Origin of the sequence: Methylocapsa sp. D3K7 (genome assembly GCF_029855125.1) — a bacterium.
Lineage (GTDB): Bacteria > Pseudomonadota > Alphaproteobacteria > Rhizobiales > Beijerinckiaceae > Methylocapsa.
This window is the reverse complement of record NZ_CP123229.1, coordinates 4,007,407-4,020,715: the sequence shown is the minus strand read 5'-3', so window position 1 is coordinate 4,020,715 and position 13,309 is coordinate 4,007,407. Positions and strand designations below refer to the sequence as shown.

Genomic DNA, 13,309 nt, shown 5'->3' with positions numbered 1-13,309 from the left:
GAAGCGTTCATGGTTCAAAGTGCGCGGCCAGCGGCAATCTCAATGGGCCAGAATGGCGAGCAGCAAGAGCGCAACGATGTTGGTGATCTTGATCGCCGGATTGACGGCGGGGCCCGCAGTATCCTTGTAGGGATCGCCGACGGTATCGCCAGTCACCGACGCCTTGTGCGCGTCGCCGCCTTTGAAATGCCGGATACCATCCTTGTCGTCGAAACCGTCTTCAAAACTTTTCTTGGCATTGTCCCAGGCGCCGCCGCCAGATGTCATCGAAATGGCGACGAAAAGCCCATTGACGATGACCCCAAGCAATGATGCGCCCAAGGCTGCGAAGGCCGACGCTTTCGAGCCGGAAATCAACAGAACGGTATAATAGACGACCAGGGGCGCGAGTACCGGCAGCAGCGATGGCACGATCATTTCCTTGATCGCCGCCTTGGTCAGCATGTCGACTGCGCGGCCATAGTCAGGACGCTCTGTTCCTTGCATGATGCCGGGCTTCTCGCGGAACTGGCGCCGCACTTCCTCGACGACGGAGCCGGCGGCCCGGCCGACGGCGGTCATCGCGATGCCGCTGAAGAGGTAGGGGATCATGCCGCCGAATATCAATCCAGCTACGACATACGGGTTCGAGATGTCGAAGGACACCGCGCCCATTCCCTTGAAATAGGGAAATTGATCGGGGTTCGCGGCGAAAAAACTGAGATCATGGCTATAGGCATTGAAGAGCACCAAGGCGCCGAGACCAGCGGAGCCAATCGCGTAACCCTTGGTGACAGCCTTCGTTGTGTTGCCGACCGCGTCGAGCGCGTCGGTCACATGCCGGACGTCCTTGGGCAGACCCGCCATCTCGGCGATGCCGCCGGCATTGTCGGTCACCGGCCCGAAAGCATCGAGGGCGACGATCATGCCCGCAAGGCCAAGCATGGTGGTCACGGCGATCGCGGTGCCAAACAATCCAGCGAGCTGGCTGGTAAAGACAATGCCGCCGATGATGACCAGAGCCGGGAGCGCCGTCGATTCCAGCGAAACGGCGAGGCCCTGAATAACATTGGTGCCATGTCCCGTGACCGAGGCCTGCGCGATAGAGACCACCGGACGCTTTCCGGTGCCGGTGTAATATTCGGTGATGACGACGATGAGACCCGTCACCGCAAGCCCGACAAGACCGCAGAGGAATAAACGGAAGCCATTCACTGGAACGCCGCCGTCCGCCGTGCCTATCGTCCCAAAGCCCACCGTGAGAAAGGTCGCGATGGCCAGACCCACGATCGACAAGAGCCCGGCAGCGATCAGGCCTTTGTAAAGTGCGCCCATGATCGAATTGCTGGGACCGAGTTTGACGAAATATGTTCCGGCAATGGAGGTGACAATGCAGGCCGCGCAAATCGCCAGCGGATAAAGCATAGCAGCACCGAGCACCGGCTGGCCGGTGAAGAAAATCGCCGCGAGCACCATGGTGGCAACGACCGTCACCACATAGGTTTCGAACAGATCAGCGGCCATGCCGGCGCAATCGCCGACATTGTCGCCGACATTGTCGGCAATTGTCGCGGGGTTGCGCGGATCGTCCTCGGGAATCCCGGCTTCGACCTTGCCAACGAGATCGGCGCCGACATCGGCGCCCTTGGTGAAAATGCCGCCGCCAAGACGAGCAAAGATCGAGATGAGCGAGGCGCCAAACCCAAGCGCGACGAGCGCGTCGATCGTCTGGCGGCTCTCAGGTGCATGGCCGAGCGGCCCGGTGAGAATATAAAAATATACCGAGACGCCAAGGAGAGCGAGACCAGCGACCAAAAGCCCGGTGACGGCGCCCGCCTTGAATGAAATGTCAAGCCCGGCGGCAAGCGATTGCGAGGCGGCCTGCGCGGTGCGGACATTGGCGCGCACCGAGACATTCATGCCGATGAATCCGGCAGCCCCCGACAAAACCGCACCGATCAAAAATCCGGCGGCGAGCGGCCACGCCACAAAGAACCCAAAGGCCAGGAAGATGACGAGACCAACCGCTGCGATGGTCGTGTATTGGCGCTTCAAATAGGCTTGCGCGCCTTCCGCGATCGCCCCCGCGATCTCTTGCATTTTTGCCGAACCGGGATCGGCCGCCAACAATTTTAATGATGTCGTTACACCGTACACCACAGATAAAAGACCGGCGAAAATCACAACCCAGAGGGAATTCATGTGTTGCCACCTTGAATGTTGATTTGAAGAACCATCGAAGCCACGGGCTCGCGTCCCGGGTACATGACCTATACAGAAACCGCTTCATCGCGCAATTGTACGTTGGGCGGCGGCCTCGAGCCGCTCGCATCGCAAGGAATTGCCTGATGGAAAAGGAATCGCTCAAAATCAAAGAGTTGGAGCAGGCCACGGCGGCCAAAGAGGGGAAAAGCAGAACTTAGCCGTTAAAAATGCCGGAACGACGGCTGTGCGAAAACCATATTTTGCCCTCGTTTATCTTTGAACACCGGCGGCCCATCACCGGGCTTGGCCGTGCCGATCTTATGCACAGCTATCCCTTCAGCCTTGGCGCTGGCTTCGAACGCGGTGCCCTCTGAGGCAGGCACCGCGCAAAGCAGTTCATAATCGTCGCCCCCCGTAAGAATCGTTTCGAGCAGAAAGGGCCATTCCCGCGCAAGCTTCAGCGCCGCTTTGGACAGCGGAACAGAGGCGGCTTTTATCTCGGCTGTCATTCCAGTGAGCTGCAAGAGTTTTGCGAGATCGCCCGCAAGTCCGTCGGAAATATCCATGGCGGCGTGAGCATGGGCGCGCAGCGCGGCCCCCAGAAAAAGACGCGGCTGCGGCAGCAAATAGCGGCCAGCGAGAAAGGCCGCATCCATTTGGCCAATCGATTTGGTCCATTCCATGTCCTCTGCCGCACTGGTCCTCAATCGTAAGCCCAAGGCCGCGTCGCCGATGGTGCCGGTCACATACAGGAGGTCGCCCGCAGCGGCGCCCTCGCGCAAAATCATTTTGTGCTCTGGGACCGCGCCGAGCGCGGTAATCGATACGACAAGCGACCCGTTGCTTTTGACGGTGTCGCCGCCGAGTAGGGGACAGGCGTAATCAGCGGCGTCCTCGCTAAGCCCTTGCGCGAAGCCGGCGAGCCATTCGGGCGTCCAATCTTCAGGCAGAGCGAGGCCGAGGAGAAAGCCGCGCGGTTCCGCGCCCTTGGCCGCGAGATCGGAGAGATTGACCCTCAGGGCTTTGCGGGCGACAGCGCCGGGCGGATCGTCAGCAAAAAAATGGACACCGGCGACCAGCATATCCTTGGTGGCGACAAGGTCTTGGCCGGGCTCATACGTCAGAACCGCCGCATCGTCCCGGAGGCCAAAGGAGCCAGCACCCGCGATCGGCGCGAAATAAGTCGCGATCAAAGCGTCTTCGGACGGACGCGGCATCGACTAACCGCGCGGTTCGAATTCCGCCGCGCGGCACTGCCGGGCCACGGCGTCCAGTACCGCATTGACCATGCCCGATTCCTCCGCGCCAAAAAACGCGCCTGCGACATCGACATATTCCTTGATGGAGACACGCGCTGGAACATCGGCGCGCTGCCGCAATTCATAGGCACCCGCACGCAAAATCGCCCGCATCACGGAATCGATCCGTGCCAAGGGCCAGCCCGACGCCAAGGTTTTGTCGATCACCCGGTCGATTGGCCCCTGGCCCGCGACGACACCCGCGAGAATATCATCAAAAAAGGCGATTTCCGCGTCCTTGTAGCGCTCGCCCTCGATTTCATGGCCGATCCAAAACGACTCGAACTCGTTGCGAGTCTCCTTGAGACCATTGCCGGTGACATCCATTTGATAGAGCGCCTGAACGGCGGCGAGGCGCGCTGCGGAACGCTTATCGGCATTGGCCATCAAAGTGCTCCGGTGTTGAGGTTTGGCACGGGTTTCAACTCAAGCCTCAACCGGTAAAGCGAGAGCGCCGCCCGCGCCGCGTCACCGCCCTTGTCGCCTTGCGCGGGATTGGCACGCGACAATGCTTGCTCCTCGTTCTCGACGCTCAATACGCCATTGCCGAAGGCAAGCCTGCGGGACATGGCAAGCTGCGTCAGGGCGCGCGCGCATTCATTGGCGACGATCTCAAAATGATAGGTTTCACCGCGAATGACGCAACCCAGCGCGACCGCGCCATCGAATGGCTGCTGGCGGGATTCAGCATGCTCGAGCGCGAGCGCCATGGCAATCGGAATTTCGAGCGCGCCGGGGACTGCGACGACATCAACCAAAGCCCCGGCACTGCCAAACGCCCGCTGCGCGCCTTCCCGCAGCATCCCCGCAATATTCTCGTAAAATCCCGCCTCAACAACCAGGAAGCGGCCGCCCTTCGAGTCCGGACGATGGATGTTGGGAGACCGGCGTGGCGAAGCCATCAATTGTACCTGGAAAGTTTTGCCGGAACGGCGAACAGAAACGGCAGGAAACGGCTGAGTGGCGGAACATCGCCACCGCCGCGATATCAAGACCAAACTCCGCTGAGATCGGCCTGGCATCGATGCTTGGCACCCAGGCCCAATTTTAGAGCTTCACGGCCACCGGCGCAAAGCGGCTATGCAAATGCGCCGGGATTATGAGTTCGCGCGGTAAGCGCGATCACGCTCGATAGCCGTGCTTCACTTTCGCCGACCGGATCATGGCGCGCGCTTCGCTGTCTTTGCCCGCGGCGCAAGCATTCGCGGCAGGAACCAACTCGGTTTCTATCTGATCATAAACCGACCGGTTGACATTTCCGGTGCTGACGTCGGCATCAAGAACGGTCTGATAATGGGTAAGCTCCCCAGTGCAAGCGGCACCGTCGGGCAGCTTCGGCCAGTTTGGGGGCGCCGGGGCACGTGGATCGGTTGACGCAACCGGCCCTGGCGAATTTGCTGTCTGATTACAAGCGGCCAAGCCTAACGCGGCGAGGAAAATGGCCGCCGAAAAACACGCTTTGCTGAACTTTGATGCAGAGATGGTCACTGTTTGCATTGCAAACTCCGCGAGAGGCGCCGAGCTTGGATTTCATCGGCTGGATTTCCCCTTCGTCAGTACACAGACCGCCCGGGATAATCAATCGGTATGGATTGCCGTCCACCGTGGGAAGGCGGCTTTCTCGCAAACGCCAAGGGAGGTATCTCGAGGCCCGGTATCAGGCGCTCGGCCCCAAGCAGCAGACGACAACGAGAGCGTATCCGGGAGTGGCTAGGCGACCGCCCGTGAAAGCACTCTGCTTCCGTCGGTTGGCAGCAGCGGCGTGTCGGGATAGGCCCCTGGGTTCACGACACGGTTGGCGACATCCGCCCAGCTCAGATAATGGCCTGGCTTATGTTTTTCCTGGCGCATTGCCGCTCGAATGGCCTGTGCGATCGAGTCGCCGTCACCGGGTTCATAGCCGAACCGGTGGGGGCGGCCTCCGGCCGCGAAAGAAGGACACACAGCGGGCAGCCCCAAAAATTCATATTGCAGCAGTTTCGCGGAGGTATCAGCCAAATAAGCAGCGGCACTATTACGGCGGTAAGGAGCTATGCAAAACTTCGCATGTTTGATGTATTTAACGGTTTCGGCGAATTTCATCTCGCCATAAACATGAATATTTGGGCGCAATAGCGCGTTGCTCGTTTTACCTGAACCTATAACGTGGAACTGGACTTCCGGAAACTGATCCGCGGCCAGCACGAAAAAGCTCTCATCAAACAGCATGGACCCGACCGAAACCGCGTGAGTTCCTGCACTATAGGGCGAGGCTTCGTCTTGCCCTGTAATGCGGTGATCGACGCCATGGGGAATATAATAGACTGGAACGTCTGGCACACACCGGCCAGCCAGCGCGGGGGATGCCACCCGCGACCAGTTTACACATTTTGCCACGCGGTTGAGTTCCGAGCCGATATAAGGGGAGCAGCCGATAACGGCGAGATCGTCCGACGCAAAATAGATAATGGTCGCATTAGGGTTCGTATTGCGGATCATCTCTATAAAGATGATTCCAAGACCCGTTTCGACAATAATTGTCTGGGCTTCAGCCATCCAGCGGGCCGTCAGCTTGGGAAGCAGCAATCTGTAATATTTAAAATATGCGTGCTCAAGCCAGCGGAGCGCGCGGACCTTTGTATTAAAGGGATGGACCAAGGTCTTCCAAAGGAAACATTCAACGCCGTTCACATAGCTGACCGTATTGGCCTGAGCGGCAAGTTCCGACCTCGGATCGCCCTTAAGGAGGGAAAGATAGCTAAAGCCGACCGAGAGAAATCGCACCGAAGCGGTTTTGGCCAGTTCCTGGGCTACGAAATGGATGGTCGTTCTGCGCGGACTGCGATAATCGTGCCCCGTGATGATGAGAATGCGATCCGTCAAACTGCTTGTCCTCCGCCTGAACCGGAATTCACGCACCGACAAATCATGAGACCAGCATGATGATTGTTGACTATAATCATCTATAATAGCTCGTCAATGATTCTTTTGCCGCGCCGCACCAACCGTGACATATCACACAACGGCATTAACCCATTTTGCCGCATAGATAACTTCACTATAAAGCAACATCAACGCGTTTAAAATGTGTCAATTATGCCGCCTATGAGAACCTTGATTCCGCACCTGGCGGGTGCTACGCAGCCCCCCTATCCTCTAAAGCTTTAGCCGGGCTGATTTGATGCGCTCAGGATTGAGGATCGCGGTGGGAATCGCGACAGCCGGCCGCCGCGTGATTCTCGCGGAAACCTTGCTCGAGCTGACGCGTCAAACACGGTTGCCCGAGGCGGTTTTGATTTGTCCGGCGGCGGCGGACGATTTTGATACGTCCCAGACCCCGAAACTGCCCTTCGGCGTCAAGGTCGTCACAGGTTCGCGCGGTTCCTCCGCTCAGCGCAATGCAATTCTCGACGCCGCACAGCAATTTGATATTGTCATGTTCTTCGATGACGATTTCTTCGCCGCGCCGACTTATCTCGCCGAGCTTGAAGCCTGCTTCGCGGCAAATCCATCAGTCGTGGTTGCGACTGGCAGAACGCTCGCCGACGACATCAAGGGGCCCGGGCTTCAGGCCGGTGAAGCAAGGACTATTATTGCGTCTTTCGTTCCGTCAGACGAAGCATTGCCTTTGACCGACCACTATGCCGGCTATGGCTGCAACATGGCCGTGCGCTTGGACCCGGTCCGCACGCATGGTCTGCGCTTCGACGAAAACCTGCCCCTCTATGGCTGGGCGGAGGACGTCGACTTCTCCCGCCAGCTTGCAGCCTATGGCCGGATCGTCAAGAATCGGCGGATGACTGGTGTTCATCTCGGCATCAAAGGAGGCCGCACCTCCGGGATCCGGTTTGGCTATTCGCAGATCGCCAATCCCTATTATCTTTGGCGCAAAGGCACCACACGCGGCGGTGGGGCTCTCTCTCAATTGGTTCGTAATGTTCTGGTAAATATCATAAAATCGATCAGGCCGGAGCCTTGGATCGACCGCCGAGGACGCGCCCTCGGCAATCTCCTCGGCCTCGCCGATTTTTTTCGCGGCCGCCTCGATCCAAGGCGGATCCTCAAGCTCTAGCCTGGGTAACGGCCTCGCGCCATTGCCCAATCTAAAGCCTGACTGTACTTGTTCCCACCGGGCGGATGGCCGGTTGAAAACGAGCCTCGACCCCGGCGGCTCCCACATCAGCGCGAACGCATGGACGACTCGCCGCCCTGGCAAGGAGTTACGCCATGCCATGTGGATGATTTCAGTTTCCCTCAAGCACAAAAAGCCGCCGCCCTTAAACCAAATGGGGGAAGCGCGGGCGTGCGTTTGCTGTTTATCTGAAAGCGGACGTCGCTGGACGCACATTTCCCGTGTGCGGCCCGATGTCAAACGCCATAGGTCCAGCCCATAGGTTCAAGACAGGCACGCAGGAGGGCCGGGTGAAAACAGATTCAGGAGACGATGATGCAAACATCCATCATCGGATCGTGGCAAGGCTCGACCCCAGCTGTGATTGACTGCGGTATTGTTTTCACGTCTTTTGTAACTATAGAGCTTCTCTAAAATATCTAAAATCAAGAAAGAAAATACTTAATTATGCTATCACAATAACTTATTTCTGATGAATTATTTGTGTTATTTTATTGCTGCAAGAATGGATATTAAAAAGTGTCGATTAAAAAATGTAGAATGCTTTATTTATTTCGCTAAGATCGCTTCATTTGCGGAGTATCTACTTTGGCTGGTAACGAAATATTGATTTCACTTATTGTTTCCACGCGAGGGCGGACGACGCCACTGGAGAGACTGTTCGAAAGCTTCGTGGCGCAAGAATACAAGAATTTCGAAGTGATCGTGGTGGATCAGAATCTTGACAACTGCCTCGATCCACTGTTCGCGGGGCAGCGATGGCCGTTTCCCTTGCGGCGCATTCGGACTCCCCAGGAATCTGGCCTGAGCCGCGGGCGCAACAAAGGATGGCAATACGCGCAAGGCGAGATGATCGTATTTCCGGACGACGACTGCTGGTATCCAAGTTGGTTCCTTGCGCGCGGCATCGCGCAACTGGAGGCGACAGGCGCAGATTTTTTGTCTGGCCGCGCCGCCGACCAAGAGGGGAATAGCATCAATGGACGGTTCGAGAAGGTGCCTCAACCCATCGACCGGGACAATGTTTGGACGACCGGGATCGAATGGACGATCTTTTTCAAGAGAGCCGCATTGGCGAAGGTCGGTGGATTCAACCCGGAAATTGGCATCGGTGCATCAACGCCATGGCAATCGTGCGAAGGGCAGGATATTATGCTCCGGGCACTCTCTCAGCGGTTGCATGGATATTACGATCCGTCGATTTACGGTCACCATGACTCGTTCGATATTGAAGCGGAGTCTGGTATTCAGGGAAAAGGCCGGAAGTACGGGCGGGGCGTAGGGCACGTTTTACGGGTTCACAAATATGGATTTTTATCAGCTTTAAAATGGATCGGGCGTCCTATGTTTGGCTCGCTGCTGTTTTTTGTTCGCGGTAAAATTAAACACGTTCAATATTATCGAAACGTCGCCATCGGCCGGTTCGAAGGGTGGAGCGGCTGGGTCATCGGAGCAAGGTAAATTTTGTGATATTTTTGGCGGATTGTGTTACAAATGTTATTATCAATATTTCAGGATTTTGTATTTCATGCCCATTCAGCGTCACGAAAGACCGGATAACGGAACCTCCTTCTTTCACGCGCGGGCAGACTTTTCCTGCCGCCGCACGGAGGCGACCATTGACGACCCTTTGCCACAGATCGCGGTGCCCAAGCAGCAAGAGTATTCTGGCTACGCGGCGCCAGCGGTCACCCGGACATCAATTGGCGAATGTATCGATCGTCCCAATGCTCCGGACTCGCCTGCAAGGTTGCAGCATTTGCAGCAGCTAACGATTAATGGCCGGTTCCTCACTCAAAACCTCACAGGCGTTCAAAGATATGCCGGCGAGATCGTTTCCGCCTTGGACACACTCCTCGAAGACGAGAAATGGAGCGCGTCCCTAAAAGCCAAGATCATCGTCCCTTCAGCTGGTGCCAACAAGCTTGCTCTCCACACGATCGGCGTTCAACCAACCTTCGGCCGCATCGGCGGTCCCATGTGGACCCAGTGCGTTTTGCCCCTGATGTCGCGGGGTATTTTGCTAAGTCTTGGCAATATTGGACCCATCCTTTCGTCCAACCACGTCATTTGCATTCACGACGCCAATACATACCTCGCGCCGGAAAGCTACAGCCCAGCGTTTCGGATTTATTACCGGACCATCCTGCCTATTTTGGCCAAGCGCGCGGCCCGCCTCGTTACAGTTTCGAATTTTTCGGCCCGCATGCTGGACGAATTCAAACTTTGCCCGCTTGAGAAAATCACTGTCATTCCCAACGGTCACGAGCATATCAACCGCTGGCGGCCGGAGCGTTCGACTTATGCGTCGAGCCTGCCGGCCAGACGCCCTTTTGTGTTTGTGCTCGGCAGCCGCGCGCGGCACAAGAACGTCGAGATATTGTTTGAGATCGCGAAGGAACTCGACGCCATGGGCCTCGATCTCCTGGTTGCCGGAGCATCGAACCGGTACTTTTCCCCCGTTGAGCATTCCGTCGCATCAAATGTTCATATGCTTGGATTTGTCACGGACGACGATCTCGCGGCTCTGTATCAAAACGCATTTTGTTTCGCGTTTCCGTCGCTGACGGAGGGGTTCGGTTTGCCGGCTCTCGAAGCCATGGCCCTCGGTTGTCCGGTGATCGCGTCCGAATGCGCGAGTCTGCCGGAAGTTTGTGGCAACGCCGCCCTCTATGTCGATCCGAAATCGCCTCGTGCCTGGCTCGATCAAATCAAACGCCTACGCCACGATCCAGACCTTGCGGCCGCCATGCGGGCTGAAGGACGCCGTCAAGCGTCACGTTTTTCATGGACCAAAAGTGCTCAATTGTACCTCAACCTCTTGATGTCACTCAATCCTCGGCCAGCCTGAGCCGGGCGGCCAAAAGCCGCGACGAAAAATGCTAATAATTATAGAACCATACGTTTATCTAATATATGCTCACAATTGATCAGCGTGGCGTGATGGGGGAGCCTTCATGGCCTCTGTGATTCGTGGCGATACACATCCGTCTCCTCCGACCGGAGGCCGTACCCAGACAAATGCCTTTCTGCGTTCCTGGGGTGCCCCCATGTTCTCGCCAAAATATTCGAATACCATAGGCACAGTTCTTGCTGGTTCGTTGACCGGCTTCTCAATAATTGGCCGCATCTTGAAATAGACGCATCTTGTAACGATTATCGAGATCATGAATGGGCGGCGTTTCAAGCCGAGTAACTCTGTCCGCTTGTCATCCGGAGGAATGCTGGATACGCCAGTTAGACCAACGCCGCCTGGCGGAGCTGATCGCGGCACCAAGGCATCTCAGAAGCATGGCAATATGGAAGTTCAAAGAGCGACATGAATCGCATGCTTAAAGTCGATAAGCGTCTTATCTCGGATGAATCTGGTGCACCCGCTCCGAGTCCTTTGGATTCGGGACCCCGCAATTTTTATATGCGGGTTATCCGGCACCAACTGCCAATTATGATTGTATTCTTGATTCTGAGCATGGCGCTCGCCGCGCTCTTTGTATTTACCACCGTGCCCACCTATGTCGCCACCGCATCGATCGTGATCGACGCCCGGAAGGCGCAATTGCTCAACCCGCAATCCGCGTCGCGAGGTGAAATCAATGTCGACACCAGCATGGTGCAAACCGAGATCGAACTTCTGAAATCCGACAATGTCAGCCGTGCGGTCATCAACCAGCTCAATCTGACCAAGGATCCGGAATTCGCCGGCGGTCCGCGTGGATTTATTGGCTCCCTGATCGACCGTGCCTTCAGTATATTCAACCTTTTTGGAACGCCACCGGTGAAGGATGAGAACCTGGCGCGCACGCAACTGGCGAAAGGGGTGCTTGGGACCTTCGGGAGCAAACGGACGGTCACCCGAGTCGGTCAAAGCTATGTGATGGAGATCAGCGTTCAATCGGTCGATCCGCAGAAAGCAGCGAAAATCGCGAATGCGATCGCGGAGGCCTATATCGACGACGAACTCGAAGCCAAATATCAGGAGACACGGCGGGCAAGCGTCTGGTTGCAGGACCGTCTGAAGGAGCTTCGCGCGCAAACCTCGGCCCAGCAACAGGCCGTCGTCAATTTCCGCCAGCAGCACAACATCATCGATACCGGCGGTGCCAACGGCCAATTGATGAATGACCAGCAGCTTTCGGAAGTCAACAGCCAGCTCATTCTCTCTCAGGCTGCGACGGCGGAAGCCAAAGCCCGCTACGACCGTATTCAAGATGTTATAAAACAAGATGTTCCAGACTCTTCGATCACCGATGCGCTGAACAATCCCATCATCGTCAAGTTGCGGCAGGATTACCTCACCATGGCCGCCCGCGTCTCGGTCTGGTCGCAGAAGTACGGACCCAATCATTTGTCCGTTATCGCGCAGCAAACGCAAATGCGCGAACTTCAGAAGTCAATCCATGATGAAATGTTGAAGATCGAGCAAAGCTACAAAAACGACTATGAAATCGCGCTCGCCCGGGAGCAAAGCTTGAACAAGAACCTCGGCTCCGCCGTATCCAAAAGCCAGGTTACCAATCAGGCTCAGGTTCAGTTACGGGAACTGGAGAGCGCCGCCCAGACTTCAAAGTCGCTCCACGACAATTTCCTGCAACGCTACCTTGAGGCGGTCCAACAGCAATCCTTTCCGATCACCGAGGCACGCCTCGTTGGCGCCGCCGATGCTCCCTTATCAAAGAGCTATCCGAAAACATCGCTCGTGATGCTTCTTGCGCTCTTCGGCGGCAGCATGCTCAGCTTTGGGGTCGGGGCGTTGCGCGAAGCCTTTGACCGGGTCTTCCGCTCAAGCGATCAAGTTGAAGAAGAATTGCAAGTCAGCTGTCTTGCGATGCTGCCGCTTATCAAATCCACGGCGGCGAAGAGCGCGGCAGACCCCGCCATTGTGGAGGCGCTGCCGCCGCTCCCTGCGCCACCCCTGCTCATCCGCCCGCAAGCCATGCTTGATCTCGTTCTCGATCAGCCTTTCTCCCAGTTCAGTGAAGCGCTGCGCACCGTCAAGGTCTCGAATGATCTCAGCGGTATTTTGAAAGCCAAGAGAGTCACAGGGGTACTTTCTACCCTGCCCAGCGAAGGCAAATCCACGATCGCCGCCAATTACGCCCAACTGATTGCGCATGGCGGCAGCCGCGCGATCTTGATCGACGCCGACCTCCGCAATCCAACCCTGTCGCGCCAGCTCGCTTATGACGGTCCAGGACTGATCGACGTCCTGGCGGGCTGGAAATCGCTCGATGAAAGTCTGCTGCTCGATCCGCGAAGCGGGTTGCGGATGCTTCCGGCGGGTCCAAAGTCAAATATGCCCCATACCAACGAATTGCTTGCATCCGACGCGATGAAAAAACTGATCACGCTCCTCCAGGAGACGTACGATTATGTTATCGTCGATCTGCCGCCGCTGATCCCGGTCGTTGACGCGCGCGCGTCAACAAACTTCATCGATGCCTATATCTACACGATCGAATGGGGGACCACCAAAGTTGACCTTGTGAGACATGGTCTCTTGAACGCTCCGGAGATATATGAACGGCTTCTCGGGGTCATCCTGAACAAAGTCGATATGGCCTCGATAGGACGTTACGAACGTTATCGTAACAATTATTATTATGAAAAATATCGCTCTCGATATAGCAACGTGGACCAATCCGCTTCGACTCCCGCGAGGAGCAACAAGGGAACACACGCAAGTTTCTGAACCCGCGGTGGGCATCGGCCGGGAGCC

At 56.7% G+C, this 13,309-nt stretch carries 10 protein-coding genes; 4 read left to right on the top strand and 6 right to left on the bottom strand.

From position 1 onward, the window contains the following. Positions 1-39 precede the first annotated feature (39 nt). The 6 genes from QEV83_RS18820 to QEV83_RS18795 all read right to left on the bottom strand — a co-directional run bounded on the left by QEV83_RS18820 (position 40) and on the right by QEV83_RS18795 (position 6,344). Positions 40-2,181 (bottom strand): sodium-translocating pyrophosphatase, encoded by a 2,142-nt coding sequence (locus QEV83_RS18820; protein ID WP_280129172.1) that lies wholly within the window; start codon positions 2,179-2,181, stop codon positions 40-42. Between the two features lie 224 nt (positions 2,182-2,405). Continuing rightward, positions 2,406-3,401 carry a thiamine-phosphate kinase gene (gene thiL / locus QEV83_RS18815; protein ID WP_280129171.1) on the bottom strand — a complete coding sequence of 332 codons (996 nt, stop codon included), beginning with the start codon at positions 3,399-3,401 and terminating at the stop codon, positions 2,406-2,408. 3 nt (positions 3,402-3,404) lie between these two features. Next, positions 3,405-3,869 (bottom strand): transcription antitermination factor NusB, encoded by a 465-nt coding sequence (gene nusB / locus QEV83_RS18810; RefSeq protein ID WP_280129170.1) that lies wholly within the window; start codon positions 3,867-3,869, stop codon positions 3,405-3,407. After that, entirely contained in the window at positions 3,869-4,384 is a 516-nt protein-coding gene (gene ribH / locus QEV83_RS18805) for a 6,7-dimethyl-8-ribityllumazine synthase (protein ID WP_280129169.1), read from the bottom strand. The genes nusB and ribH overlap by 1 nt, the downstream gene beginning before the upstream one ends. Before the next feature lie 220 nt (positions 4,385-4,604). Then, entirely contained in the window at positions 4,605-4,979 is a 375-nt protein-coding gene (locus tag QEV83_RS18800; RefSeq protein ID WP_280129168.1) for a hypothetical protein, read from the bottom strand. Positions 4,980-5,192: 213 nt separating this feature from the next. After that, positions 5,193-6,344, bottom strand: a complete 1,152-nt coding sequence (locus QEV83_RS18795; protein ID WP_280129167.1) for a hypothetical protein — start codon at positions 6,342-6,344, stop codon at positions 5,193-5,195. Between the two features lie 298 nt (positions 6,345-6,642). Between QEV83_RS18795 and QEV83_RS18790 the strand changes: the two genes are divergently transcribed. The 4 genes from QEV83_RS18790 to QEV83_RS18775 all read left to right on the top strand — a co-directional run bounded on the left by QEV83_RS18790 (position 6,643) and on the right by QEV83_RS18775 (position 13,282). Beyond that, the gene (locus QEV83_RS18790) at positions 6,643-7,533 is read left to right on the top strand and encodes a glycosyltransferase (protein WP_280129166.1); all 891 of its coding nucleotides are present in this window, start codon (positions 6,643-6,645) and stop codon (positions 7,531-7,533) included. 648 nt (positions 7,534-8,181) lie between these two features. Next, entirely contained in the window at positions 8,182-9,054 is an 873-nt protein-coding gene (locus QEV83_RS18785; protein WP_280129165.1) for a glycosyltransferase family A protein, read from the top strand. A 67-nt stretch (positions 9,055-9,121) separates the two neighbouring features. Beyond that, positions 9,122-10,444 carry a glycosyltransferase family 1 protein gene (locus QEV83_RS18780; RefSeq protein ID WP_280129164.1) on the top strand — a complete coding sequence of 441 codons (1,323 nt, stop codon included), beginning with the start codon at positions 9,122-9,124 and terminating at the stop codon, positions 10,442-10,444. Between the two features lie 606 nt (positions 10,445-11,050). Then, on the top strand, positions 11,051-13,282 hold the full coding sequence (locus QEV83_RS18775; protein WP_280129163.1) for a Wzz/FepE/Etk N-terminal domain-containing protein: 2,232 nt from the start codon (positions 11,051-11,053) through the stop codon (positions 13,280-13,282). Positions 13,283-13,309: the final 27 nt, after the last annotated feature.

Excerpts from the sequence above, each read along its gene's own strand:
- QEV83_RS18780 (WP_280129164.1), top strand. The coding sequence starts at position 9,122 with ATGCCCATTCAGCGTCACGAAAGACCGGATAACGGAACCTCCTTCTTT.
- QEV83_RS18790 (WP_280129166.1), top strand. The coding sequence starts at position 6,643 with ATGCGCTCAGGATTGAGGATCGCGGTGGGAATCGCGACAGCCGGCCGC.
- thiL (WP_280129171.1), bottom strand. The coding sequence starts at position 3,401 with ATGCCGCGTCCGTCCGAAGACGCTTTGATCGCGACTTATTTCGCGCCG.
- QEV83_RS18820 (WP_280129172.1), bottom strand. The coding sequence starts at position 2,181 with ATGAATTCCCTCTGGGTTGTGATTTTCGCCGGTCTTTTATCTGTGGTG.
- nusB (WP_280129170.1), bottom strand. The coding sequence starts at position 3,869 with ATGGCCAATGCCGATAAGCGTTCCGCAGCGCGCCTCGCCGCCGTTCAG.
- ribH (WP_280129169.1), bottom strand. The coding sequence starts at position 4,384 with ATGGCTTCGCCACGCCGGTCTCCCAACATCCATCGTCCGGACTCGAAG.
- QEV83_RS18800 (WP_280129168.1), bottom strand. The coding sequence starts at position 4,979 with ATGCAAACAGTGACCATCTCTGCATCAAAGTTCAGCAAAGCGTGTTTT.